The sequence below is a fragment of the Nitrincola alkalisediminis genome (assembly GCF_009821115.1).
Lineage (GTDB): Bacteria > Pseudomonadota > Gammaproteobacteria > Pseudomonadales > Balneatricaceae > Nitrincola > Nitrincola alkalisediminis.
In genome coordinates, this window is the sequence record NZ_VYTY01000001.1 from 571,564 (window position 1) to 597,754 (window position 26,191).

Sequence of the window (26,191 nt, forward strand, 5' to 3'; positions counted from 1 at the left end):
TTAAGGTTGGAAAACAATCGTTTTTTCGTCGAAAGGTGGGTAGGCATCTTGCCTTAAATGCCAGTCACCCAGTTCTGGAATAAGGATAAACGTTGACCGTGTTGCAATTAATTTATCCATGTTGCCGTTAAATGAATTCAAGTTGCCGACACGGTTAAGTTTGATAACATGGTCCCGCTGTTGATTTGCACCAACTTTGACGTGCAGTTCAATCATCGATAACTCGTCTTCAAGATCCCCTTCAACATTGACTAGTGCTTGCCCTGTAAGTTCGTCTAGAATGAGTGTTGCTGAAATTCCACGTGCCTCGGCATTATCAAGATGCGAAGTGTCCAATACATAGCCTCGACCATCACGCTTCGACTCTCGATCCAGCGGGGGGTCGATTTTCTGTTGCCCAATTGCAACGGACAGCATAATGAAACCAACGGTCATTGCAGCAATGATAGGGGAGAGTACGAACCACAGCCAGGGTTGTTTGTACCAAGGGGAAGTTGGGGTGGATTGTTGACTCATTCAAAACCTCAAACTAAAGCGGCAGATTCGATCTGCCGCGAATTATAGCGTATATTACATCAACATTTCTCGTTAACGACGAGGTGCTGGGCCCATAAAACGGCTTTCAATCGTTGCTTTGACATCCTTCGCGTCCAAGGCTTCGACACTGAACTGGATGGCAGAGTTCGATGAACGTAAATTATTTTTTGGGGCCTGCACACGCACCGGATAGTTGAGCAGTTCACCAGAGCTGACAGTGACGATTGGATCATTGATCAGTGTTAATCCATCTATGCCGCTCACACTGAGGCGATAAGTCCGATCCAATTGCTCTTTATTGGCGATCTTCAACGTAAATACGTTTTGAATGAGATCGCTGCTGACTTCTGAGTAAAGTTCTCCACGATCACGAATGGCTTCAAACTCGACCGGTATACGATTGCTTAACACATAAACAAAAGCCGTTAGCATAATCAGCATTGCTGCGAAATAACCAATTAATCTGGGTCGTAAGATCTTGGTCTGTTTGCCTTCTAAAGAGTGCTCAGTGGTGTAGCGAACCAGTCCTCTGTCGTATCCCATTTTATCCATGATTTCATCACAGGCATCAATACAGGCACCACAGGCGACACACTCATATTGCAAGCCGTCACGGATATCTATACCCACAGGGCAGACATGAACGCAGGCATGACAGTCAATACAGTCACCTAAGCCTTCCGCTTTAGGGTCGCTGTCTTTTTTGCGTTTTCCACGCGCTTCACCCCGTTTTTCATCGTACGAGATAACCAGTGTGTCTTGGTCGAACATAACACTTTGGAAACGCGCATACGGGCACATGTAAATACAGACTTGCTCGCGAAGCCAGCCTGCATTGCCGTAGGTAGCTAAAGTAAAGAAGCCCAGCCACCAAAGCTCCCAAGTGCCTAAGTTTCCACTGGTAATGTTCGGGATGAGTTCACGAATGGGGGAGAAGTAGCCGACAAAGGCGATCGCGGTGACGATTGCCAGTAGCATCCATAGGCTATGTTTTGCTGCTTTTCGAACGAACTTTTCGCTTGTCATTGGGCCTTTGTCACGACGCATGCGCTTATTACGATCACCCTCCGTGATGCGCTCCGCCCACATGTAAAACCACGTCCATACAAATTGTGGACAAGAATAGCCACACCAAAGTCGTCCTGCAAAAACAGTCACAAAAAATAAAATAAAGGCAAGAATAATCAATAGCCAAGATAGAAGCATGAAGTCTTGTGGCCAAAATGTCATGCCGAAAACATGAAACTGTCGATTGGGTAAATCGAACAAGACAGCCTGTCGGCCATCCCATTGCAGCCAGGAAACGCCAAAAAACAGGGCTAAAAGTACAAAGCCTGTAAAGGTGCGAAGGTTTTTAAAAAAGCCTTTGTAGTACTTCACATAGATATGTTCACGTTTCGCATACATATCAAATGTTTGTACATTGTCTTTGCTGCTTTTGGGCGTGACGTCTTTAACCGGAATCTGATTCATGGTCGTGCCTGTGAGTTGCTACAAGTTAGTAAGGCCAGTTTTCTAATCGTTATAATATTATGCCAAAAAAATGAGCGATATGACGTAAGTCATATCTTTATTTAAAAAAATACTTAAAAAAAAGGGAGATGAGCAACTCATCTCCCTTCGCTTAGGACAGGTATTTTACTTGCTTAAGCTTTTTACATATGCCGTAATCAAGTGAATTTGATCATCTGACAATTGACCGCCGAAAGCCGGCATGACACCAAAGCGTCCATGACGTAAGGTGTGTGCAATTTGCTCAAAGCTGCCGCCGTACAACCAAATGTCATTGGTCAGATTGGGAGCACCCAAAGCATGCATGCCTGTGCCATCAGGCATGTGGCACGCCGCACAAAGAGCTGCGAACTGAGGTTGTGCTCTTGAAGCTGATTCTGCGTCATGCTCACGGTTAGCAAGGCTCAGGACATAATGGGACATGTCACGAATACCGTCTTCACCTAAAACATCACCCCATGCTGGCATTGCGCCGTTACGGCCTTGTACCAGAGTGGTTTTGATGTTTTCTTCCGTGCCGCCGTACAACCAGTCATTGTTGGTTAGGTTCGGGAAGCCGTAAGCACCAACACCTCCAACGCCATGGCATACAGAGCAGTTGTTAGCAAACAGACGCTGACCAATGCGCAAGCCTTCAGCATTCGCAGGCTGGTGCAATTCTTCAATGCTCAGCTGCGCAAAACGCTCAAAGACAGGTGCGTAATGCTTCTCAGCATACTGCATTTCTTCTTCCCATTGCCCTGTCGACGTCCAGCCCAAAAGGCCTTTGAAGTTGCCAAGACCCGGGTAAAGTAACAGGTAAACCAAGCCGAAAATAACAGTGGCCACGAACATTTGGAACCACCATTTGGGTAATGGATTGTCCAACTCTTCTATACCATCAAACGCATGACCAACGGTTTCTTCCGTCGTTTCGTTGTACTTTTGACCTTTACGAGTTGCAAAGAGCAACCAAGTACAGCCAAAGATTACACCGAGGGTGATAATGCTAATCCACGCGCTCCAGAAAGCACTCATTTTTTATCTCTCCCGTTATGGGCCAATTTATCCTGATTTTCGTGCCCTTCATCGTTCTCATCATCGGCGAAGGGTAGGTTGGCGGCGTCATCGAATCGTTTTTTGTTTTGCGGTAACAAGACCCAAACAAACAAGCCGATAAACGTGATCAACATAATCACAGGAATAAACGGGCCATACACTTCATAACTCACAGCGGATCACCGTGTACTATAGTTAGAGTGGGTCTTTCCGAGTGCTTGCAGGTAGGCCACCAATGCATCAATCTCGTATTTACCCTGCACATCTGAGCGTGCATTCGCTATTTGCTCGTCCGTAAACGGAACACCTAAGGTTCTAAGTGTTTCCATTTTTTGGCCAGTTTGAGCACCACTTAACTGACGCTCAAACAACCAAGGATAGGATGGCATTTTTGATGTTGGTACCACGTCTCTTGGGTTATACAAGTGAGCGCGTTGCCAGTCATCAGAGTAGCGACCGCCGACACGAGCTAAGTCAGGTCCTGTACGCTTAGAGCCCCACAAGAACGGATGTTCCCATACATGCTCGTTTGCGGTAGAGAAGTGGCCATAGCGCTCGGTTTCTGCACGGAAAGGGCGAACCATTTGCGTGTGGCACACGTGACAGCCTTCACGGATGTAGATATCGCGACCTTCAAGCTCGAGAGCTGTGTAAGTCCGCATACCTTCAATCGGCTTAGTGGTTGAGTCTTTAAAAAACAATGGGACGATCTCAGCAAGACCACCGCCACTGATCACAAGTATGATCAGGACAGCCATTAACCCAACATTTTTTTCAATCGTTTCATGTTTAATCATGTCTTAATGCTCCTCGTCTGACTCACGCAGTCTGAACTTCAGCTTCAGGATCTGCCGCTTTTACGGAGCTGCCACTGCGCACAGTCTGCCATACGTTGTATGCCATCACGAGCATACCTGTCAGGAAGAGTGCTCCACCTAAAACGCGAACGAAGTAACCGTGATGGCTGGCTTCCATTGCTTCAACGAAGCTGTAAGTCAGGGTTCCATCTTGGTTGACAGCGCGCCACATCAAGCCTTGTAAAATACCGTTAACCCACATCGAAACGATGTAAAGAACCGTACCTACGGTAGCAAGCCAGAAATGGACATTAATCAAGTTAGTGCTGTACACCTGCGCTTTGCCAAACAGTTTTGGCAGCATGTGATAAACGGCACCAATCGAGATCATGGCAACCCAGCCTAGCGCACCTGAGTGAACGTGGCCTACTGTCCAGTCTGTGTTATGCGACAGGGCGTTAACAGTCTTGATTGACATCATTGGGCCTTCAAAGGTTGACATGCCGTAGAACGACAGAGAAACAACCAAAAAGCGCAAGATTGGGTCGGTACGAAGCTTATGCCACGCGCCAGACAGCGTCATCATACCGTTGATCATACCGCCCCAAGAGGGAGCCAGTAGGATTAACGACATCACCATGCCGACAGACTGTGTCCAGTCAGGCAGAGCAGAGTAATGTAAGTGATGTCCGCCCGCCCACATGTAAGTCGCAATCAATGCCCAGAAGTGAACAATTGAAAGACGGTAGGAGTAAACTGGACGGTTCGCTTGCTTAGGAACGAAGTAGTACATCATACCCAGGAAGCCAGCGGTCAAGAAGAAGCCTACAGCGTTGTGTCCATACCACCACTGAACCATCGCATCGATGGTGCCAGAGTAGGCAGAATAGGATTTCCACATGGAGACAGGCATTGCCGCGCTGTTAACAACGTGCAGTACCGCAATAACCAAGATGAAAGCCATATAGAACCAGTTTGCAACATAGATGTGTGCAGTCTTACGCTTGAATACCGTACCTATGAAAACAATGGCATACACAACCCAGACCAAAGTGATCAGGATATCGATAGGCCACTCAAGTTCGGCATACTCTTTTGCAGACGTGATTCCAAGCGGCAATGTGATTGCGGCCAGCACGATCACTGCCTGCCATCCCCAGAAGGTAAACGCAGCTAATCCATCAGAGATCAGACGTGTTTGACAGGTACGTTGCACAACATAGTAAGACGTCGCGAAAAGAGCACATCCACCAAATGCAAAAATAACCGCATTGGTGTGTAACGGACGTAAACGTCCATAGGTCAAGTAAGGTATATCAAAGTTAAGCGCCGGCCAGACGAGTTGGGCTGCTATAAGTACGCCTACGGCCATACCTACAATACCCCAGACGACTGTCATGATGGCGAATTGACGTATTACTTTATAGTTGTACGTCGGGTGATCAGTTGCAATGCTCATATCAGGCTCTCATCAACAAGCTGTTAGTAGTAAGAAGAGTTCCACCGCGGATTATCAGGGAATTACCCCATCATTTCAACGTAATGCTCAAGCACGCTGTGACATGATGTCGCAGTGAAAAGAAGAAAACACCTAAAGTGTTTTGGGTTGGAAGTTTGTAATTTTTTTATGTATCTTTTTGAATATTAAAGATTATTTTTATTCTGTTGTGGCTCGTTAAGAGTACGTCCTACGGCAGAAAGTGTACTTTTATAGGTCGTTACTGCAACTTTGGACTAAGACTAATGACAGAATATTTTCATTTTAATTGATGTAAGTCAATTCACGAGGTGTCCATTCAGCCGGGGAACTCGGTAAAAAGTAATCGATTGTCGAAAATCCTGTTAAGATAGTGGCTAATTGCATTCTGATTCATTTGATATCTATAGGTTTTACTCCATGTTACCGTTAAAACTTCTCTTACTTTACTGCCGAGCTGGATTTGAGGCCGAATGTGCAGCTGAAATATCCAATCGTGCCACGGAAGTTGGAACAGCGGGTTATCCTGTGTTCACGAAAGATCAAGGATACGTCGAGTATCATCTTTTTGGTGATGCATTGGAGTTGATGTCTCAGATAAAGTTCCGCTCGTTAATCTATATTCGTCAGTGGGTGGCGTGCTTGCCTGTTTGTTCGGAGCTGCCAACTCAGGATCGGATCACACCTCTTTCTGAGCTCGTTCAACAATTGCCGCAGACGGCAGAGTTGGTGGCCGAAACTCCAGACACAACGGAGGGGCGCGAACTGCAAGGGTTTGTCACTAAGTTTGCGTCTGCTTTTTCGCAAAGTTTGCGTAAAAATGGATTGATGCTGTCACGTAAGCAGGCTTCTTTATGGCGTTTGCATCTATTTGCTTTATCTGGACGCGAAATGTTCCTCGGCGTCAGTCCTGTAAAAAACAGTTCCTCTCACCCAATGGGCATTCAGCGCCTTAAGTTTCCAAGTCATGCACCCAGTCGTTCAACGTTGAAGCTTGAAGAGGCCTGGCACTGGTTTATACCTAAGTCAGCGTTTGATGAGGCACTCGGTGGTGGGTTGACGGCTGTGGATTTGGGCGCTGCACCGGGTGGTTGGACGTGGCAGTTGGTTCAAAAGGGCATGTTTGTCACCGCGGTTGATAACGGCCCCATGAGTGAAACGCTGATGGAAACTGGCCAGGTGACGCATTTACGTGAGGATGCCTTTAGGTTTGAACCTGCTCGGCCTGTTCATTGGATGGTTTGTGATGTGGTTGAAAAACCCATCCAAGTTACAGAGTTAATGTTGGATTGGGCAATCAATGGGTGGGCTGAACAAATGGTCTTTAACTTGAAGTTGCCGATGAAACAGCGCTATAAAGAAACCCTTCAGTGCTTAGACCGATTGAAAGATGGATTGAATGAACATTCAATTAACTTTAAGCTTTCCGCTAGGCATCTTTATCATGATCGTGAAGAAATTACCTGTTATTTAGATTTGCGTAAGGACTGATGGGTCTTTTTTGATTAAGATTTTCTGTTTTAAGGCATCATTAAGGCATTAAAGTTAAAAAAAGATCCGAGTATTGGTTTATATGGCTTAGGATATTTGAGAGAATATGCGACGTAATCCCAACGAGATAGGTTATGGAAACGATTACTGTTGATCAGTTTTTAGATGCAACGGGTCTACTCTGTCCTGAACCTGTGATGATGCTTCATGCACAGGTCAGAAAAATGCAGGTAGGTGATGTGCTGCATGTTAAGGCGACAGATCCGTCGACAGAACGGGATATTCCCAAGTTTTGTACATTTTTGGGACACGAATTAATCAGTCAGAGTCATCAGGGTCAAGTGTATGAATACTATATCCGAAAAGGTTCTGTCTGAAATTGAACAAATGCAATTGAAAATGGATGTTTTGCTCAGCGAATGCGAGCAGCGTCTGAATAGTCTTGAGCAGAGCTTGTCTCAGCAGGAATCAACAGTCGAGAGAAAAATAGTGAGTGATACAGCGTTAATTGAAACCAATAATGGTCAGCGTAAGCCAGTTTCAAAAAATCGTGCGGCGAACTTGGCAGCGTTGCAAGCCTTAATGGAGCAGTACCCTGCAGTTTTCTCTCGTGAGTCAGTAAAGCCTCTGAAAATTGGCATTCAAGAAGACTTGGTTGCTGACGACAAGGTATCTAAGAGTAAAATTAAGCGTGCGCTTGCATCCTACGTGCGTTCTCCCCAGTATTTGAAAAGCTTGCAAGAAGGGGTCGATCGTATCGGAATCGATGCCTCGCCTGTCGGAAAAGTGACAGCAGAAGAAGCAGAGCATGCGAAAGGGAAGCTCAAAGAGTTTCATCAAATGCGTAAGCAGCGTAAAGCTGAGCAAGAGAAAGAAGCGCGTCGTAAGGAAAAAGAAGAGCGCTTAAGTTCAAAGCTCGATCAATTGCTTACGCTGAATCGTCAAGCACGATAGGTGCACTGGGAAGCATCCCGCACTGATTCAGTAATTGTTGCCAGGCTAGAGTGTGTCGATCTCTGGCTTGGACATAGGCTTGCCATACTCCATGAGAATGTGTCTTACTCAATACCTTCTGTTGATACTCTTGCATGGCATCAGGAAGGGGGAGGTTCTTAAGAATACGTTCATGGCCGCTTAGCCAGCGTTCACCGAATTGGTGTACTTGACTTAAGTAGGGCTGGAGTTCTCCCGCATAAAAATTAAGAAAGACATTTCTGATAATGGCGGATTGATTGTTCGGTTGTTGGTTAAAACAAACCGCTCTGCGGTTTAAGCGCGCTTCAATCCCATCAGCAACTTGGTTTAGTGTGTAGGTGAGCCAATCTAGGCTTTTTAGCCACTCGCCGCCCGATGCATTCCTATATAAGATCTCGTAATAGGTCTCTATATCCTTAGCTATTTTCGGTTCTGGCCATTCGCTCAATTGAGTCAGCTCACTTATCTGAATGAAAGCATTTAAAGCGATTTCAATGTCGCTAATACGGCCTTGGCTTTCAAGTGGGAGCGCGGTTTTGGCTAGGGAAAACTGTTGTTCCATTTCTGAGCTGGTATAAATACTGTTCCAGATCAGCTTAGGTAACTCTCGTTCTTTGTGAGCAATGATCTCATTGACTCTGTTGATGAAAATCGACGAGTTGTCGTGTTGATCCTCCATCAGCTGCCTTCTGCAGTCATAAAGTGCGGGTAAGAAGCGCAGTTCGTAGCGTAACTGCTGGGAGGGTTGCATGACGCGGCCTAGGTTACTGTTACGTTCGGATATGAGTGGTAGCAAGTCGCACTGTCTGAACTCCAATACATCCAGTAAGCCTTCACGTATTGGCACAATTTCAAGCAGCCGCTCTCTGCGCAAGGGGAAAGCGGGCAGTCTTGCCGACGTGTTGGGCTTGAACTCGATAGGCTGATCGAGCGCGTTGCTGACGCGTGAGACGTAGTTCTCCAGCATTTTTTCAGCGCTAGGTTCTGCGCACCCTACAAGACACAGACAAAGAGTAAGTAGGCTAGCGGCTCTGATAGTCATGTTTGGACACTCGGTGTAATCGACTCAACAACATTACGGCGCCAAAGCTGAGTCCGATCAATAATCCATACCAGAACCCAGCAGCACCTTGGGCAGGCAAGATAATGTCGGTTAATCCTAAAATGTACCCGGATGGAAGTCCTATAATCCAGAAAGAGATAAAGACCAATAGTAAAGGGACGGCAGTGTCTTTATATCCACGAAGTGCGCCGGCTGCACAGACTTGAATGGCATCTGAAAATTGAAAAAGGGCGGCTATGAGTAGTAGTTGTGTGGCCAGTGACACGATATTTGTTTCTGATGTGTATAGACCCACAATTGAGCGCACAAATAGAAAGACAAAGAGGCAGGTAAAAAATGCGATAAGCAGTGTTAAGTAAATGCCGGTAAAGGCGGCTTTGCGAGCCTCCAGTATTTGCTTGGCACCCGCAAGCTGTCCGACCCGAATCGTAAGAGCCATTGCGATGCTTAATGGAATCATAAAAATCAGCCCCGTAAAACTGATTGTGATTTGGTTCGCCGCAATTACTGTTTCGCCGTAAGGGGCAATGAGCAAAGCGATGACACTAAACATGCTGGATTCAATGAGTAATGCAAAGCCTATAGGTGTACCAAGTTTTAAAAAAGCGATGAGTTGAGAGGGGATAGGCACTTGCCATTTGAAGCTTAAATGTGCAAAAAATTTGCTTTTGTTAAGGTAAAGAGTGCCTGCAAATAGCATGATCCACATTACTATGGCGCTAGCAATGCCGCATCCCACACCGCCTAAAGCGGGTAATCCTAGCTTTCCAAAAATGAAAATGTAATTCAGTGGTATGTTGCATAGAAGGCCAAGCAAGGCGATTTTCATAACAGCTTTTGTTCTTCCATGTCCCTCACTAAAACCACGAATGACCTGTAAGAGCAGCAAGGCAGGAAATCCCCACGAAATCGCCGCTAAATAGCCCTCAGTCTTGGCTTGTAGGCTGGGTTCAAGAGAGAGTCTTGACAGTATAATTGAGGTGTTTTGCAATAAGAAAACTGAAATCGCCCCCAAAAATAGGGCTACCCAGAGGCCTTGGTAAAATGTTGAGCGGACTTTGTGTGTGTCTTGGGCCCCAACATGGTGTGCCACAATAGGGGTGGTTGCCATGAGAATTCCGGCCAGCGCCAAAAAGATGGGAAGCCATAAGCTGCTTCCGAGTGCAATTGCCGCGAGGTCTTCGCTGCCCGCGCGTGCAGACATGAGGGTGTCGACAAAGCCCATGGTGTTCTGGGCAAGTTGAGCGATCATGATTGGCCAAGCCAGCATTAAAAGGCTTTTGCTTTCATGTAATATAGACGCAGTTTGAGTGGGGCTGGATCGCATGGTCTGAACTTATAATAGGTAAAGGTAGGGGGAGTGCCAATAAAAAAGGGCACTGTTAGTGCCCTATAGTATGCCATAACGTAAACCGGATATCAGTCGAGTCGTGCTTTGACGTAGCTGCCAGGTGCCGCCTCAATCACGGTATGATCGGCGTTACCGTACTCTTTCGGAGCGTCAATTTTCTTACCTGCGCGGCGTTTGACCCATTCCGCCCAATTGGACCACCAAGATCCTTCTTGTTTTTCAGCTGTTTCGAGCCAATGATCAGGTCCTTTTCCGAGTTCGCCTTTAATCCAGTAATGTCTGCGATTTTTGGATGCTGGGTTAATAACACCTGCAACGTGGCCGCTCGCGCCGAGTACGAACTCCATTTGACCTTTAAACAGCTCAGTGGCGGCAAAGGTGCTCTTCCATGGTGCGATGTGGTCTTCAATGGTGGATAAGAAGTAGCAGGGTACTTTGATTTTACTTAAATCAATGGGTTCGCCACAAATTGAGACACCATTAGGCTCAACTAACTTGTTCTCTAGGTACATTTTCGTTATGTAGAAAGTGTACATGCGAGCAGGTAAGTTCGTTGGGTCGCTGTTCCAGTAAAGGATGTCGAAAGGTGCAGGCGTTTGGCCTTTGAGGTAGTTGTTAACAACATAGGACCAAATCAAGTCGTTTGAGCGAAGCATATTAAATGACGTCGCCAACTCACGACCGTGCAAAATGCCTTCTTTATTGACCTTTTCTTTCAACTGTTTGACTTGGTAGTCATCAATGAAGACCTTAAGATCGCCCGGATCGCGGAAATCTGTCAGGGTTGTTAAGAAGGTTGCCGACAACACGCTGTTATCTTTGCGGTTAGCCATAACGGCCAGCGCTGTTGCCAGTAAGGTTCCGCCAACACACCAAGCAACCGCATTCACTTTTTCAGACTGGCTGATTTCTTTGGTGACTTCGATTGATTTTAGTACACCGCGCTCGACGTAGTCGTCCCAGCTGAGAGTTCTCATTTCTTTGCTTGGGTTGACCCAAGCGACTAAGAAAACGTTATGTCCTTGTTCGACACAGTATTTGACATAGGAGTTGTGCGGTTGTAGGTCGAGAATATAAAACTTGTTGATGCTCGGCGGTACAATCAAAAGAGGTTTTTCAAAAACCTGTTCACCTTCCGGTTTGTATTGAATCAACTGGAAGATATCGTTTTGAAAAACCACAGCGCCTTCAGTGGTGGCGATGTTTTTGCCGAGTTCAAAGGCAGACTCATCTGTCATGGTGATATGACCTTTGTCGATATCACCCAGCAGATTTTTCAAACCATCTACTAAGCTTTGACCATTGGTTTCAATGGCTTGGTTGATCACTTCAGGATTGGTGAAGGCAAAGTTCGTCGGAGACATGGCATCCAAATACTGTTGAGTATAAAACTCTAGTTTTTGTTGCTCTGCGTCAGATAGCTTTGCATTTGCTGCCATTTCAGTCAGCATTTTTGAAGACAGCAAATAGGATTGTTTGATGTAGTCAAACACTGGGTTTTTAGACCATTCGTCACTCTGAAAGCGGCGGTCGCCCGGCGCTGGTGCTGCAACTGTCTCAGTTGTGCCAGTAAACAGGTTGCGCCAAAGATTAAGCTGTGCTTGCTGATAATCTGCGATGGCTTTAATCCATACTGTTGGGTCTTTCAATGAGCGGGTAGCGAGATCGGTCCACGTCTGGGTGAAGTTGCGGAAAATATCATCCCCCCCCGTTGCCGAATACATCTCTAGTATTTTGCTGGTTTCTTGGCTTACATACTCGATAAACTCTTGAGGATCAGAAACTTTACTGTTCTTTTGTTCCATAATATACGCCTATCTGTCCGGAGGGTTGTCTGATCACGCTGTGATCACCATACACCTTATAGCATGCGATGTTTGAATGACATTATCATTAAGGTGAAAGTGCGTAAACCCCGAGAGTCGTGTTAATGTTATTAATCTGCAGCAATTATACAAATGGGCTGGAATCGATAGATGTTAAAACTTGAGTTAATGAGTACGGAAGGGTGTCATCTGTGTGATGAGGCTGAAGCCGTTTTACAGCTGTCGGTGCTGGCTGACCAGGTTGAGGTCGACTGGGTGGATATTGCGTATGACGATGCGCTCATGGATCAATTTGCAACGCGTATTCCCGTGCTCTATTGTCCATCAACAGCGCAAGCGCTGGATTGGCCATTTTCACCAGAAGATGTTCACGCCTTTCTAACATCCGTGTTAGAAGGCTAAGCTGTGTTTGAAAAACCAGCTTAGGTCGGCGCGAAGGTCTTTTAGCGATTTGAATACCAAGCCAATTGTCTTTGTTCCTCTTGGCTCAGTATGCTGGCACTGTAGTTATGCATTTCAGCATAGATGACACCAAAAGTAAGAACGTTTTGCACGTACTGGCGGGTTTCATCAAAGGGGATGGTCTCTACCCAAATATCCAAGGGTAAGTGTCCGCGAGCCGACAACCATTGGCGAACTCGGCCAGGACCTGCATTGTATGCGGCGGTCGCATGGACGCGGTTTCCATTGAAAAAGCCAAGCATCTGAGAAAGGTACGCTGAACCTAGGCGAATATTCGTGTTAGGCTCGTTCAAGCGCTCCAGATCGTCCAGTGGGATCTCAAAGCGTCTCGCTGTTTCGCGTGCGGTCGCAGGCATGAGCTGCATCAGTCCTCTTGCGCCCGCCCCAGAGCGCGCGACATTCTGAAATGCACTTTCTTGACGAGTCACGGCTAGGGCCCACGCAGGATGGATATTGAACTCACGGGTCGCATCCGCAAAGAGTCGCGCGTGTGGTGCGGGGAAGCGTAGTTCTAAATCATCCCAGCGATCACTGGCAATGGCACCGCGGATACCTTGGAAATACCAGCCCCAGGATTTAAAAAGATGGGCGGCAATATGCAGTTCGTGATCAGAAAGGTGTGCGGTGACATGGTTCCATTCAGACCGAGCTAGATCTTCAAAGCCGAGGTGATAAAGCTCATGTATGCGCTGCATAGCCGGCAGTTTTCGAATTCGCTCGATTTCAGCCGTTGTTGCCTGCTTGGGTTGGTGATTGATTGAGAAAGGCTTGCCTTGCATTTCCGCAGCAATGAATCCGTAGAAACTGCGATCCGCCACTAAGGTTTGTATAAGCTCTGGTGCTGGGCGTTGGTTAAGACGCATTTGGGTCACCATGTGCCAGTATTGCCAGCGTGGTGTGTTTTTAACGTGATCTGGAAGGCGCTGAATGAGCTGGCTAACCGTTGTCCAGTTTTGTTCGGTGAGTGCTAAGCGTATGCGCCACTCCGTCAGCTCTGCAAAATTAAAGTTCGGGTCAAGTTGAGCCAACAATTGGGGGGCATTGGCATGGAACCCTTTGGCGTAGCGTACACCATGTCTAACGCTGATGGCCTCTTGCTCTTCCGTTGGAATGGCTAGACTTCGCGTTAACGAAATCCAAAGTTTTAAAGAGCCTTCTAAGTCTTTAGGAGCCAGCTTATTCACCGCAAGCATGGCTAAGCGACGATGGTGAGGTGTGTTGCGCGTGAGCTGGTTAGGTTGTGCTTGCAGTGTTTCAGGCGAATTATAAATTGACCAGATCAGATTCAGATGGGCTTTGTCTTGATCACGGGTGATAAACCGCTCAGCGTAGCGTGCAATACCGATGTTATCCGCTTCGAGCGCTTTCATGAAGCGATCAAAGGCCAGTTCGCGCGAGATACCTTGTTCATTGATCCAAGCGTCAAATAGAGGATCGCAGGCATTGTTCTGAGACTGGCCCACATTCCAGAGTTGTTCTGCTTGACGGAACGCAGATGCTTTATCACCTTGCGCCAAGGTGGCTCTGGCTGCAAAGCAATTTAGCCTTGGATTGGGGTGTTTGACCCTTGGATAAAATTCAAGAAAACTATTCCAGCGCTGCTGTTGGCCCAGTTGAGATGTCCAGCTGTTGAGTAGGCGGTTATAGAGAGGCGTGCCTTGATACTGGTCCAAGAGTTCTTCAACTTCGCCAGCATTAAGCCTGGGCAATTGTTTAGATTGTTCCGAAAAGGTTAGATAGGGCAGAAGTGGGTAGTTCTGCAGTTGTTTCAAGCCATTGATATAGTCAGTTTGATTGCCTGTTTCCAATGCATTTAATGTTGATAAGTAAAGTGTTCTTTGGCTCTCAAGCGAGGGGGTGGCTTGAACACAGGATGAGAGCAAAACGCTAGCCGTAAGCGCACAAAAAAACTGGGTACCAGGCACGATAAGATGACTCCGATTGTTTAACACTGAATTAAAGAGAGTGTAGCGTTTTTTTAGGCTTTTAGAGAAGAGATTAGGCCGATTTCGTGTCTTTAGGGTAGAATAGTATTTTTTGATTCAAGACCCTTGAGAATTTCATGTCACTGATCCGAATAGATTCGTTGTCGCTTGCGTTTGGTACACAAATTATCCTAGACAACGCTTCCTTGCAGATAGAGGCAGGTGAGCGTGTTGCATTGGTCGGTTTAAATGGCGCAGGTAAATCAACCCTTTTAAAACTGATTAACGGTGAGCAGCAGCCTGATAATGGCACTTTATGGCGTGCTCCATCTTTACGCATTGCTCAATTGCCACAAATGTTGCCTGCTGCCGATGAACGACCCGTTAGAGATGTTGTGACGGCTGGGTTGGCGGATGTATTAGCCCTGCGAGAGCAATATGAAACCTTGGCGATGACGGCCAGTGAATCCGATATGCGCGAACTGGATCGCCTGCAGCACGCTTTGGAGGCGGTTGATGGTTGGCAGTTAGAGCAGCGTGTTGACACAATTATTGCGAAACTTGGCCTGGATCCAACCAAAAAAATGGCGGAGTTGTCTGGAGGTTGGCGTCGAAGAGCGGCATTGGGTGCTGCCTTGGTTCAGAATCCTGATTTGTTGTTACTCGATGAGCCAACCAACCATTTGGATATCGAAGCGATTGAGTGGATGGAAAAGATGCTGCTCGACTTCCAGGGCGGCTTGTTGTTTATTTCACACGATCGCTCGTTAGTGGAGCATTTAGCTACCACTATTCTTGAGTTGGATCGCGGAATTTTGACGCGTTTTCCGGGCAGCTACAGTCAGTATTTAGAGCAAAAACAAGCCCTGTTGGAAGAAGAAGCGCGGCATCAGGCTGAGTTTGATAAAAAGCTCGCTCAAGAAGAGCGCTGGATACGTCAAGGCATTAAAGCACGGCGTACCCGTAACGAGGGGCGTGTCAGAGCACTCGAAAAAATGCGAAAAGAGCGCTCCGAGCGACGTATGCGTCAAGGAAATGCGAAATTTGGAATGGACGAGGCTCAGCGCTCAGGTAAATTGGTTACTGAGTTGGAGGCCGTCTCCAAGTCGTTTAAAGGCGAATGTTTAATCGATACGCTGACCTTAAGTATTCAGCGCGGTGATCGTATCGGCTTGATTGGTCCTAATGGCGCAGGTAAGAGTACGTTATTAAAGCTCTTGTTGGGTCAGCTTGAGCCTGACACCGGGACGGTGCGCTTAGGAACTAAGCTGGAAGTCGCTTATTTCGATCAAATGCGTGATGCGTTGGACCCCGAGAAAACCATTATCGACAATGTGTCAGGCGGTCGAGAAAGCATTGAAATCAATGGTCGTGCCCGTCATATCATCAGTTACCTGTCTGACTTCTTGTTCAGTCCTGAACGTGCGAGAACGCCTGTCAAAGCCCTCTCGGGTGGGGAATGTAACCGAGTGTTGTTGGCAAAAGTATTCAGTAAACCTGCCAATATTCTTGTCCTCGATGAGCCAACCAACGATCTGGATATAGAAACCCTAGAGCTGTTAGAGGAAATCCTCTTAGAGTTTCAAGGGACCTTGTTAATTGTCAGCCATGACCGAACCTTTTTGGATCATGTTGTCACCAGTACTCTGGTCTTTGAGGGTAATGGCAAGGTGCAGGAGTATGTCGGTGGCTATCAGGATTGGTTGCGTCAACGGCCTGTTCTGGAAAAAAGCGCCTCAGTTAAGGCTGACGCAACGCCGCCCGTTTCTTCGCCAAGCTCGGTGTCTAGTGCCACAGAATCAAAAAGTGCACCAGCGCGCACTAAACTGAGTTACAAGCTTCAGCGCGAGTTAGAAACGCTGCCAGGCCTGTTGGAAAACGCAGAAGCTGAGTTGGAGAAAATGCGACAAATCTGCTCTGCACCTGATTTTTACAATCAGGATCGTGATCAGGTCGCTAGCCAACTGCAGATGCTTCTGGAGCTTGAGCAAAAAGCAGAGCAGCTGATGGAGCGTTGGTTAGAACTTGAGGCCATGTAAATGGATGGCCTCAAGCAAGGTTAACTTTTTACCCTGATGGCTAGAACATCGCATATGGCACCGTGAAGCACGCCATTTGCTGTTGAACCCAGCAGTAGCGCTAAGCCGTGACGACCGTGACTGCCGACGACAATCAGGTCGGCATTAATTTCTTTGGCGACACGGTGTATTTCAGACTCGGTATGCCCAGTCACTATATGGCGCTGCTCTACAGGCTGATCAATCGCGGCACACAGGGTATCAAGTTTTTGTTGAGCATGCTCGTCCAGTTGCTCTTGTATGGTGGATAAGTCCATGGGGACATCTCCTCCATACGCAAAGGTCAGTGGCTCAACAACATGAATAATATTGAGGGCCGCGTCATAACGTTTGGCAAGATCAGCGGCTTTGGTTATGAGTTGCGCGGATTCATCGGACAAGTCAATGGCTAACAAAATGCGGTTGTAAGTGCTCATGTTAGTATCCTTTCTCAGTCTGGTCTAAAAATGACGCAGCCTAAGCGCGTCGATGTGTGTACTTATAGGATAGCAGTATGGAATGGGTAATCTCTATAGTTGTCATGCTTTCATTGGTTGGTTCTGTGATGTGGATCAAGCCTAGCCCAAGAGAGCGCATGCAATCGCAAATTCGTCTGCATGCGCGAGCATTGGGATTCATTGTGCAAATAGCAACCATCGAGACACCCCGGGCCAAAGGGGAGATGGATGTTGAGCGAAAGCGTCTACCGGCGTATCGGATTTTACGATCGGATCTATCACGCGATGAAAAAGACCAGTGGAATTCCTGGCAGGCATTTCGTGTGGAAAATGTTGCGAATCAGGGGTTGCCAAGCCAGTGGTCTTGGAAGCGCGGTGAGGGGGTATTGACGTCGGAACAGTGTCAAATGCTGTCTGCGGTCATAGAGTCTTTGCCAGAGTCGGTATTTGCACTCGAGTCATCGCCTATGCATTTTACGGTCTATTGGCGCGAGTCAGGTGGGCCCGAGGTGCTAGATCAAATTAAAGCGGCTATCGAGCCTGTTCTAAAAGCCAAGTTTTAAGAGGAATATGATGTTGAATCCAACGCCTGGGCGTTATCGTCATTTCAAAGGGGCGGAATACGAGGTCATTGAATGTGCTCGTCATTCTGAAACAGAAGAGTGGTATGTTGTCTATCGTCCTCTGTATGGTGACAGAGGGCTCTGGATTCGCCCTGTCACGCTGTTCTGTGAAGAGGTTGTCGACAGTAATGGCAATAGAGTGCCTCGGTTTCAGAGCTTAGCAGCGGGCTTATAGCTGACGCTGCTTTTGCTCATGATAGGTATCCATCGAATCAGCCAATGCCCCACGTCCAAAATCTTTTCGTGGCTGCAGCAGATCGAGTTGAACTTGCACCTTATCGAGCCTCTCTTGTTTTTGTCTTTTGGGAACAGTGGCTCTCACCAACATGGCTTTTGCATGTTTTAGATGCGCCAAGGCGGTGAGTTTATCGTTCTTCTGGATTTGATCCATGGCATGCGTGTAGTGCGCATCGGCTACCAGAGTAATGTTTAGCCAGTAAAGTTCCAATTGATAGGATTTTGCCAACGAGGCTGTAATTTTTCCTTTACTCACCATTTCGCTAAAAAGTTTTTCAGCAAAACGTATATAAATCTGAGCTTTTCTGACCGCACGGTCATTTGTGAAGGCTTCCGGTTTGGGACGGGCTCTGTCGGTGGAATCCTTGATTTTGCTGATATCGGTCATCAAGTCAGAGTCAGGAGCCAAAATGCCGATTTCTTCTATTAGCGACAAGGCGTGTTGATTTAGCTTGTCAATAATGTCGGATCGACAATTGATTTCCTTCAAGACTGATAGTGCATTAAGTGTATGTTCTGATTGATCTTTAAGCCACTTCATGCGCGCGCTTTTCGCTGCTTTTTCTTCTTCGCGCGTCGTAATGACATAGTTCAATATCAGTGCTAAAAGTCCAAGCACGGCGATCAAAAAAAGAAAAATGAGGTTGTCACTGAGCATTCTGTTTGGCACTCTGATAGGTAAAGGTTAACAGCATTGAACCTATTATCGTTTTTTTTTCGTAAAGATAAACTGAATGAATTATACAACTTTACTTGACCCGCTGCTAAACAGCACTTATATATGCACCCATGTTTCAGGGCAGACCTCTGCATTTAAGGATCTAGTTTAATGGGAAAGACCCTCGTTATTGTCGAGTCTCCGGCAAAAGCCAAGACGATCAACAAATACCTCGGTAGCCAATACGTGGTTAAATCCAGTGTGGGCCATATTCGCGATTTGCCCAGTAGTGGCAGTGGTACGCAAACCGATCCTAAAGAGCGGGCGCGTCAAGCGGCTTTGACCCGTAAGCTTTCTCCAGAAGAAAAAGCGGAGAACAAAAAGCGCAAATCACATGAACAGCTCATTCGACGAATGGGGGTTGATCCTGAGAATAACTGGGATGCTCGCTATGAGATCCTGCCAGGAAAAGAAAAAGTTGTAGAGGAATTAAGAAAGCTTGCCAAGTCGGCAGATGCTATTTATCTCGCAACGGACTTGGATCGCGAAGGAGAGGCTATCGCTTGGCACTTGCGTGAAGCCATTGGCGGAGACGAAACACGCTATAAGCGTGTGGTCTTTAACGAGATCACCAAAAAAGCGATTCAAGAGGCCTTTGAAGAGCCGGGTGATCTTGCCATGAGCCGTGTTAACGCTCAGCAAGCACGGCGTTTTCTTGATCGTGTGGTAGGTTACATGGTCTCACCGCTGCTTTGGGAAAAAGTGGCTAGAGGTTTGTCTGCAGGGCGAGTGCAATCCGTTGCGGTTAAGTTGATTGTGGATCGTGAGCGTGAAATCCGAGCCTTTAACCCTGAAGAGTACTGGGAAGTGTTCGCTCAAACGCAATCGGCTCAAGCCGATCAGTTGCGATTAGGGGTCGTTAAATATAAAGAAGGTGAGTTCCGTCCCACCTCTGAGTCCGAAACGAACAACTATCTAGAGCTGCTCAAAACGCAAACCTTTACCGTGGTGTCTCGTGAAGATCGCGCGACCAGCAGTAAGCCGTCGGCTCCCTTTATCACTTCTACACTGCAACAGGCAGCCAGTACTCGGTTAGGTTTTGGTGTTAAAAAGACCATGATGATGGCGCAGCGCCTGTATGAAGCCGGTTACATTACGTACATGCGTACTGACTCAACCAACTTAAGCGTTGATGCCGTAGAATCCTGTCGAGCCTATATACAGACCCAGTTTGGTGAAGCCTATTTGCCTGAGGCCCCTGTGCGTTATTCAAGCAAAGATGGCGCACAGGAAGCGCATGAGGCGATTCGTCCCTCGGATGTTACGCTGCTGCCCAAAGACTTATCTGGGATGGAGTCGGATGCCGAGCGGCTCTACGATTTGATACGTCGTCAGTTTTTGGCTTGTCAGATGATGCCTGCCTTGTACACCAGTACACGCTTAATTGTGCAAGCAGGCGAGTTTGAACTTTCCACTAAAGGACGCATTTTACGCTTTGATGGTTACACCAAAGTGATGCCAAGCAAGTCCAAAGGCGATGAAGACGTTATTTTACCTGACCTAAAAAAAGGTGAGGTCTTAGCGCTTGAATCACTTGATCCTAAACAACATTTTACCAAACCTGCACCTCGTTACACCGAAGCAAGTTTAGTTAAAGAGCTGGAAAAGCGTGGAATTGGACGACCTTCTACCTACGCTTCGATCATATCAACGATTCAAGATAGAGGGTATGTTGAGTCTCAATCCAGACGTTTCTACGCCTGCAAGATGGGTGATATAGTCACCGAGCGCCTGAATGAAAACTTTGCTGATTTGCTGGATTACAGCTTTACGGCACGCATGGAAGCCGATCTAGATGAGGTTGCTCAAGGGCAGTTGGATTGGCGAGAGTTGCTCAATCGTTTTTACGCTGATTTTGTCACGCACCTTGAAAAAGCTCAGGATAATGAGCACGGAATGCGTCCAAACACCCCAACACCAACAAACATTGACTGCCCAGAGTGTGGCCGTAAAATGATGATCAGAACTGGGAGCACGGGCGTGTTTCTAGGCTGTTCGGGATATAACCTTTCACCGAAAGAGCGCTGCAAATGTACCATTAACCTCATTCCGGGCAATGAAGTGGTCAGTGCGGATGGCGACGATGAAGAAGAGTCTCGAATTTTGCGCAATAAGCATCGTTGCTCATTATGCGGAACGGCAATGGACTCTTATCTAGTGGATGAGGGGCGTAAGCTGCACGTGTGCGGTAACAATCCAGATTGCAGTGGTTACGAGATTGAAGAGGGCAGTTATCGCATCAAGGGCTATGATGGCCCGAGTATTGAGTGTGATAAGTGCGGTTCGGATATGCAGTTGAAAACCGGTCGTTTTGGTAAGTTTTTTGGGTGCACCAATTCGGCGTGTAAAAACACCCGTAAATTGCTTAAAAATGGTGAAGCCGCACCTCCGAAAATGGATCCTGTGCCTATGCCTGAATTGGCATGCGAGAAAGTTGACGATACCTATATCTTGCGTGACGGTGCCAGTGGTTTATTTTTGGCGGCCAGTCAATTTCCGAAAAATCGAGAAACACGTGCACCTTTAGTGTCCGAATTACTGCCTCATCAGTCGGAAATTGATAGTAAATACGCGTTTCTATTCAGTGCGCCTGTTCAAGACAGTGATGGAAATCCAACGATTGTTCGTTACAGTCGCAAAACAAAAGAGCAGTACGTTATGACGGAGGTCGAGGGTAAGGCAACAGGCTGGAAGGCCTACTTTACCAACGGTGTCTGGAAAGTGGATGCCCCAGCTAAAAAATCTAGCAAAAGTTAATTGGGTGGCCAAGTAGGCTAGGAGAAAATGATGGCAGAAGTATACCTTGCTAGAACCAATCAGAAGTTGACCTTCGCGCGTTTGCATTTAGAGGCGTTAGCGAATGCTCAGGCGTCATCAGGATGGAGTAAGCATGCATTGATTGAATCGTATCAAGAGTCAATCTTGTTTCACCTGATGTCAGCCTATGTGTCCCTTCTTAGAGAGATTGCGGAGCGCTATCGAGTCAACGCTCAGAGCATTACCGAAATTCATGCATTACAACAGGCATTTGATGAGGCTGGCTTTGAGTCATCAGAGTTGTCTGAGTTGCTGGCGTTGCAAGAGAACCCTGTGAGTTGGTTACACAAACTGCACAATGCTTACAAAGCCTGTTGGGTAGCCACTGATAAAGTAAAAGAGGTGTCTGCTCAAACAAGCTTATCTGAAATTCAAGTTATGCAGGTTAATCCTGACCACTCTGAAGACAGTGGTGTTTATCAGGAGTACACGTCTTGGTTGGCTGAATTTAGAGCGCTGCTTGAACGTCAAAGAGCCGGTATGCAGGAGTGGTAAGCTGCCTGTTAAAGTCCGGTCAACCTTAGCCGGACTTAAACCTTGATACACATTTTTCGTCGAGGTTTAACTGCCTTGACGAATAACTCCGACGCTAATCCCTTCGATGACAAACTCTTCTTGACTTAGGTCGACCAAAATTGGATCGAAGTCTTCATTTTCGGCGATCAATTTTACGGTTTTACCCTTGCGTTCAAAACGCTTAACCGTGACCTCATCGCCAATACGAGCCACCACGATTTGCCCATTGCGCACGTCTTGAGTTTGATGCACGGCCAGTAAATCCCCATCGAGTATGCCAATGTTCTTCATGCTCATGCCACGTACACGAAGTAAATAGTGTGCGGATGGCGTAAAAAAGTCGGGAGCAATGGCACAGCGGCGTTCAATATGCTCAACGGCAAGAACCGGTGATCCTGCCGCGACAGACCCTATAACAGGCAGTTGATTGATGTCGCTATGGACATCCGGATCGGGTTCGGCATCTGGCAAGCGTATCCCTCTCGATGTATTTTGTATGATCTGGATCGCCCCTTTTTTTTGCAGCGCTTTCAGGTGTTCTTCAGCCGCATTCGCGGATTTAAAGCCGAGCTTAAGTGCGATCTCTGCGCGAGTGGGGGGGTAGCCTGTGCTTTCAATGTGTTGACGAATGCAGTCCAACACTAGGGTTTGTCGTTGAGTTAATTTCATGTTTTTGCCTGTTTTTGTGTACAGTTACTGCATTTTTGTACAGTATTTTCATTAGGTCAAGTATTATCTGTTTGTATATCCAGTATTTTGTTAAAATAGGCGCAAGGTTTATGAGAGGGACATGCGTTTGCTAGATGAGTCAATAAAAACAACGATCCAACAGACGTACTCGCGTTTTTTGGAAAGCCGTGGTTTGCGTGCGCGTTCTGCTCAAAAACAAATGATTGCAGCTGTTGCAAGGACATTGGGCAGTATTCGTTTTGATGATCAAGGTAAACGCCTTGGGGAAGCGCATGTTGCTGTTATAGAAGCCGGAACCGGAACAGGTAAGACGATTGCCTACCTCTTAGCAACCTTGCCAATTGCAAAAGCCAAAGGGTTAAAATTAATTGTTTCGACGGCTACCGTTGCCCTTCAGGAACAGTTAGTGAACAAAGACCTTCCCGAGCTGTTGCAGCACTCAGGCCTTGAGTTTCGTTACACGCTTGCAAAAGGGCGGGGGCGATACTTGTGCTTGTCTAAAGCTGAGCAATTGTTGGAACAGCAGCAGGTGATGGGGCAAATGGCGCTCTATGCGGATGAAATTGAGCAGCGTCTTGAACCTCAGGTCTTGGCGGATGTTCAAGGCTTAATGGAAGTCTATGCGACAGGGCAGTGGGATGGTGATCGTGATCGATTAGAGAAAGCCGTTCCTGATGATCGTTGGCAGTTGCTCACGAGTGATCATATGCAATGCACCAATCGGCGTTGCTTGAACTTCAGTGTATGTCCCTTTTATCGTGCCCGCGAGAGTATGGATGAGGCGGATCTGATTATTGCAAACCACGATTTGGTTTTGGCCGATTTATCCTTGGGCGGGGGAGCGATTCTTCCTGAGCCCGGTAAAACGCTTTATGTGTTTGATGAAGGCCACCACCTTGCCGATAAAGCAGGGAGTCATTTTTCCTATGCGATGCGTATTGAGAGCAGTATTCGATTGCTGGCGAACTTAGAAAAAAAACTACTGCAATTTAATGAGCAAGCACGAGTTCCCTTAATTGAAGATTTAGTGAGTCGTTTTCATCAACCCGTGAGTGATTTACTTTTAGTCTTGGGAACATTTAAAGATTTAGTCCAAGTACTCGCCTATAATGACGACACAGGGCGGTTGCCGCGGCATCGGTTTGTAGGTGGGCGGCAACCAGATGACTGGCTTGGTCCTGCAAAAGAGTTGTCCATGGGGTGTGCTCGTCTAGAAACCCTGTTTGAGCAGTTAGTGGGTGTGCTCAAAGATGCAATGGAGGGCAGCATCAAAGACATAGACCGACGTCTCGCAGAGGGGCTGTTTCCGCTGATGGGGATGTTCTGGGGGCGTATTCAGCAGATTGGCTGGCTGGCCGATTCCTATGCTAAAGTGGATGCAGAAGGAAAAACGCCTGTGGCGCGTTGGGTGGTTAAACATGACTCGGCGGGTTATACCGATTATGAGTGCTGCAGTAGCCCGGTATCCGTTGCCGCAACCCTAAAAGAGCATCTTTGGAATCCATGCTTTGGTGCGGTTTTGACCTCCGCGACCTTAACATCTTTGGGTAATTTTGATCGGGTGAAAATAGGGTTAGGATTACCCTTTGAAAGTCATTTTTTGCAGTTGAACAGCCCCTTTGACTATTTCAATGCGGCCACTTTAGAGATCCCGTCGATGAGGAGCGATCCCAGTTCTGTCGCAGAGCATACGGAGGAGGTGGCAGACTTTCTTAAGCAATATCTGATAAATACGAAGGCTGTGTTGGTTTTATTCAGTTCTTGGAAGCAAATGCTGACAGTGCTTGATAGAATGGATGAAACAATAAAGAATAGACTGATGGCGCAAGGTGATTACCCTAAGTCTGAAATCATTCGTCGGCATCGTGAGCGTATCGATCAGGGGTTAGACAGTGTGATTTTTGGGTTGGCCTCTTTTGCAGAAGGTGTAGATTTACCTGGAGATTATTTAACCGATGTGGTCATTACCAAATTGCCGTTTAGTGTGCCAGACGATCCCGTCGACGCCACAATGTCGGAATGGATAGAGCAAAATGGCGGTAACGCTTTCATTCAATGGACGATTCCAGCCGCTTCAATGCGTTTGACACAGGCCGTTGGTCGCTTGTTGCGCAGCGAGCAAGATCAAGGACGAGTGATCATTTTAGATAGACGTTTGGTTACAAAGCGCTATGGTCGACAGTTGTTGAACGCACTGCCGCCCTTTCGTCAAATATTTTAGCCAAACGCCCGTAACTTAATTAGATAGATAACAGTAGGCATGACTTTGAATACAGACGTTAACCTTTCCGAGTCCAGTGAAAACACCTCGAACACTCACCGTAAACCGCGTCGTAAACGCCGTGATCCGCGGTCCGAGGGTGCAAAAAAATGGACTCCTAAAGAGTTCGTTGTTCCTGAGGTGCTAGATAAAAAGCGATTTCATGACTTTAATCTGCCGGACGATCTTATGCATGCGATCGCGGATCTTGGTTTTGAGTACACAACACCGATCCAGGCGGCCACAATCGAATTGGCTTTACAGGGTAAGGATCTTATTGCGAAGGCTCAGACGGGAACGGGGAAGACGGCTTCATTTTTGATTGGTATTATTACGGACCTACTGGATTATCCTTTACCTCAACCTCGAAAGTTAGCAGAGCCACGAGCACTGATTATTGCCCCCACACGAGAGCTTGCCTTGCAAATTGCGGCCGATGCAGAGGCATTAACAACGCACACTGATTTGAATGTTGTGGCGTTAGTCGGTGGAATGGATTTCGATAAGCAGCGAAAATCTCTATCTGCCAATCCAGTGGATATTGTTGTCGCAACTCCCGGGCGTTTAATTGATTTTGTTAAGTCAAAAGACATCGACTTGTATCAAGTTGAAGTGTTAGTACTCGATGAAGCCGATAGAATGCTTAGCATGGGCTTTATTCCTGACGTCAGAACCATTATTCGCCATACTCCTCGCAAAGGGCCGGAGCGTCAAACCTTGCTTTACAGTGCCACTTTCTCAGACGACATCATGCGTTTAGCACGTCAATGGACGGTTGACCCCGTGCAAATTGAAATCGAATCGGATGCTCAAGTGTCTGATACCATCAGCCAGAAAGTGTTTCTTGTGGCGTCGGAAGACAAGTATAAACTGTTGCGTAATTATCTGCGGTTAAATCAGATTGAGCGTGCTATCGTGTTTGGCAATCGTCGCCATGAAACGCGTGCCTTAGCAGAAAAACTGCAGAAGGATGGCCATAAGGCTGCGCTGATGTCGGGTGAAATTCCCCAGAATAAGCGTGTAAAAACGCTGGAAGATTTCCGTAATGGCAAGATCCAAGTCTTAGTTGCGACCGATGTGGCGGGGCGTGGTATTCATATTGATGGTGTGACGCATGTCATTAACTATCAATTACCAGAAGATGCCGACGATTACGTGCATCGTATAGGCCGAACAGGCCGCGCTGGAGCACAGGGCACCTCTATTTGTTTTGCGTGTGAAAATGATTCCTTCCTGATTTCGGAAGTTGAAATGGGAACGGGTGTTAAACTTGAGTGTATCCACCCAAGTCCAGAACTCTTGGAAGATCCTGATGCGTTTAAGTTACGCTCTGAGGTGTCTGAAATATCTGAGGTGTCTGA

At 47.0% G+C, this 26,191-nt stretch carries 23 protein-coding genes and 1 pseudogene; 11 read left to right on the forward strand and 13 right to left on the reverse strand.

Annotated features, from left to right (window positions below):
* The 6 genes from F5971_RS02695 to ccoN all read right to left on the reverse strand — a co-directional run bounded on the left by F5971_RS02695 (position 1) and on the right by ccoN (position 5,343).
* A complete protein-coding gene (locus tag F5971_RS02695) occupies positions 1-516 on the reverse strand; it encodes a FixH family protein (RefSeq protein WP_036507180.1) in 516 nt (171 codons plus the stop codon).
* Between the two features lie 72 nt (positions 517-588).
* Positions 589-2,010, reverse strand: a complete 1,422-nt coding sequence (gene ccoG, locus F5971_RS02700) for a cytochrome c oxidase accessory protein CcoG (protein WP_193493856.1) — start codon at positions 2,008-2,010, stop codon at positions 589-591.
* Positions 2,011-2,175: 165 nt separating this feature from the next.
* Positions 2,176-3,066, reverse strand: coding sequence for a cytochrome-c oxidase, cbb3-type subunit III (gene ccoP / locus F5971_RS02705; protein ID WP_036507183.1), 891 nt, complete (start codon positions 3,064-3,066; stop codon positions 2,176-2,178).
* Positions 3,063-3,260: a cbb3-type cytochrome oxidase subunit 3 gene (locus tag F5971_RS02710; protein WP_036507185.1), complete on the reverse strand. Its 198-nt coding sequence runs from the start codon at positions 3,258-3,260 to the stop codon at positions 3,063-3,065. The genes ccoP and F5971_RS02710 overlap by 4 nt, the downstream gene beginning before the upstream one ends.
* Positions 3,261-3,266: 6 nt before the next feature.
* Positions 3,267-3,884 (reverse strand): cytochrome-c oxidase, cbb3-type subunit II, encoded by a 618-nt coding sequence (gene ccoO, locus F5971_RS02715; RefSeq protein ID WP_425489317.1) that lies wholly within the window; start codon positions 3,882-3,884, stop codon positions 3,267-3,269.
* A 22-nt stretch (positions 3,885-3,906) separates the two neighbouring features.
* On the reverse strand, positions 3,907-5,343 hold the full coding sequence (gene ccoN / locus F5971_RS02720) for a cytochrome-c oxidase, cbb3-type subunit I (RefSeq protein WP_036507188.1): 1,437 nt from the start codon (positions 5,341-5,343) through the stop codon (positions 3,907-3,909).
* Between the two features lie 438 nt (positions 5,344-5,781).
* Here ccoN and rlmM point away from each other — a divergent pair, with 438 nt between their 5' ends.
* The 3 genes from rlmM to F5971_RS02735 all read left to right on the forward strand — a co-directional run bounded on the left by rlmM (position 5,782) and on the right by F5971_RS02735 (position 7,806).
* Entirely contained in the window at positions 5,782-6,852 is a 1,071-nt protein-coding gene (rlmM, locus tag F5971_RS02725; RefSeq protein ID WP_193493859.1) for a 23S rRNA (cytidine(2498)-2'-O)-methyltransferase RlmM, read from the forward strand.
* A 134-nt stretch (positions 6,853-6,986) separates the two neighbouring features.
* Positions 6,987-7,229, forward strand: a complete 243-nt coding sequence (gene tusA / locus F5971_RS02730; RefSeq protein ID WP_036514456.1) for a sulfurtransferase TusA — start codon at positions 6,987-6,989, stop codon at positions 7,227-7,229.
* Positions 7,198-7,806 (forward strand): ProQ/FINO family protein, encoded by a 609-nt coding sequence (locus F5971_RS02735; protein ID WP_237748701.1) that lies wholly within the window; start codon positions 7,198-7,200, stop codon positions 7,804-7,806. Before tusA ends, F5971_RS02735 begins: the two co-directional genes overlap by 32 nt.
* On the opposite strand, the gene F5971_RS02740 is transcribed toward F5971_RS02735, so the two are convergent.
* From F5971_RS02740 to F5971_RS02750, 3 genes are all read right to left on the reverse strand, one after another.
* Positions 7,781-8,794, reverse strand: a complete 1,014-nt coding sequence (locus F5971_RS02740; RefSeq protein WP_193493861.1) for a DUF3080 family protein — start codon at positions 8,792-8,794, stop codon at positions 7,781-7,783. The genes F5971_RS02735 and F5971_RS02740 overlap by 26 nt on opposite strands.
* A 55-nt stretch (positions 8,795-8,849) precedes the next feature.
* The gene (locus tag F5971_RS02745) at positions 8,850-10,217 is read right to left on the reverse strand and encodes an MATE family efflux transporter (protein WP_193493863.1); all 1,368 of its coding nucleotides are present in this window, start codon (positions 10,215-10,217) and stop codon (positions 8,850-8,852) included.
* Between the two features lie 92 nt (positions 10,218-10,309).
* Positions 10,310-12,046 carry a PHA/PHB synthase family protein gene (locus F5971_RS02750; protein WP_036514460.1) on the reverse strand — a complete coding sequence of 579 codons (1,737 nt, stop codon included), beginning with the start codon at positions 12,044-12,046 and terminating at the stop codon, positions 10,310-10,312.
* A gap of 171 nt (positions 12,047-12,217) precedes the next feature.
* On the opposite strand from F5971_RS02750, the gene F5971_RS02755 reads away from it, so the two are divergent.
* Positions 12,218-12,469 carry a glutaredoxin family protein gene (locus F5971_RS02755; protein WP_193493866.1) on the forward strand — a complete coding sequence of 84 codons (252 nt, stop codon included), beginning with the start codon at positions 12,218-12,220 and terminating at the stop codon, positions 12,467-12,469.
* Between the two features lie 41 nt (positions 12,470-12,510).
* Here F5971_RS02755 and F5971_RS02760 read toward each other — a convergent pair whose 3' ends face one another.
* Positions 12,511-14,454, reverse strand: a complete 1,944-nt coding sequence (locus F5971_RS02760; protein WP_193493868.1) for a transglycosylase SLT domain-containing protein — start codon at positions 14,452-14,454, stop codon at positions 12,511-12,513.
* 137 nt (positions 14,455-14,591) lie between these two features.
* On the opposite strand from F5971_RS02760, the gene F5971_RS02765 reads away from it, so the two are divergent.
* On the forward strand, positions 14,592-16,493 hold the full coding sequence (locus F5971_RS02765) for an ATP-binding cassette domain-containing protein (RefSeq protein WP_193493870.1): 1,902 nt from the start codon (positions 14,592-14,594) through the stop codon (positions 16,491-16,493).
* A 20-nt stretch (positions 16,494-16,513) separates the two neighbouring features.
* Here the strand turns inward: F5971_RS02765 and F5971_RS02770 are convergent, their stop codons facing one another.
* Entirely contained in the window at positions 16,514-16,948 is a 435-nt protein-coding gene (locus F5971_RS02770) for a universal stress protein (RefSeq protein WP_036514462.1), read from the reverse strand.
* A 77-nt stretch (positions 16,949-17,025) separates the two neighbouring features.
* Between F5971_RS02770 and F5971_RS02775 the strand changes: the two genes are divergently transcribed.
* Complete coding sequence (locus F5971_RS02775; protein ID WP_193493873.1) at positions 17,026-17,532, forward strand: hypothetical protein; 507 nt, start codon at positions 17,026-17,028, stop codon at positions 17,530-17,532.
* A gap of 7 nt (positions 17,533-17,539) precedes the next feature.
* The gene (locus tag F5971_RS02780) at positions 17,540-17,767 is read left to right on the forward strand and encodes a DUF1653 domain-containing protein (RefSeq protein WP_193493875.1); all 228 of its coding nucleotides are present in this window, start codon (positions 17,540-17,542) and stop codon (positions 17,765-17,767) included.
* Here the strand turns inward: F5971_RS02780 and F5971_RS02785 are convergent.
* A complete protein-coding gene (locus F5971_RS02785; protein ID WP_193493877.1) occupies positions 17,762-18,487 on the reverse strand; it encodes a DNA topoisomerase I in 726 nt (241 codons plus the stop codon). The genes F5971_RS02780 and F5971_RS02785 overlap by 6 nt on opposite strands.
* Positions 18,488-18,658: 171 nt before the next feature.
* Between F5971_RS02785 and topA the strand changes: the two genes are divergently transcribed.
* Together topA and F5971_RS02795 are read left to right on the forward strand one after the other, a co-directional pair.
* A complete protein-coding gene (topA, locus tag F5971_RS02790; protein ID WP_193493880.1) occupies positions 18,659-21,304 on the forward strand; it encodes a type I DNA topoisomerase in 2,646 nt (881 codons plus the stop codon).
* A 30-nt stretch (positions 21,305-21,334) separates the two neighbouring features.
* Positions 21,335-21,859, forward strand: coding sequence for a DUF6586 family protein (locus F5971_RS02795; RefSeq protein ID WP_036514470.1), 525 nt, complete (start codon positions 21,335-21,337; stop codon positions 21,857-21,859).
* A gap of 66 nt (positions 21,860-21,925) precedes the next feature.
* Here F5971_RS02795 and lexA read toward each other — a convergent pair whose 3' ends face one another.
* Positions 21,926-22,549: a transcriptional repressor LexA gene (gene lexA, locus F5971_RS02800; RefSeq protein ID WP_036514471.1), complete on the reverse strand. Its 624-nt coding sequence runs from the start codon at positions 22,547-22,549 to the stop codon at positions 21,926-21,928.
* 121 nt (positions 22,550-22,670) lie between these two features.
* Here lexA and dinG point away from each other — a divergent pair, with 121 nt between their 5' ends.
* Entirely contained in the window at positions 22,671-24,791 is a 2,121-nt protein-coding gene (dinG, locus tag F5971_RS02805; protein WP_246187746.1) for an ATP-dependent DNA helicase DinG, read from the forward strand.
* 39 nt (positions 24,792-24,830) lie between these two features.
* Positions 24,831-26,132, forward strand: a pseudogene (gene rhlB, locus F5971_RS02810) (ATP-dependent RNA helicase RhlB); the annotation flags it as partial.
* Positions 26,133-26,191: the final 59 nt, after the last annotated feature.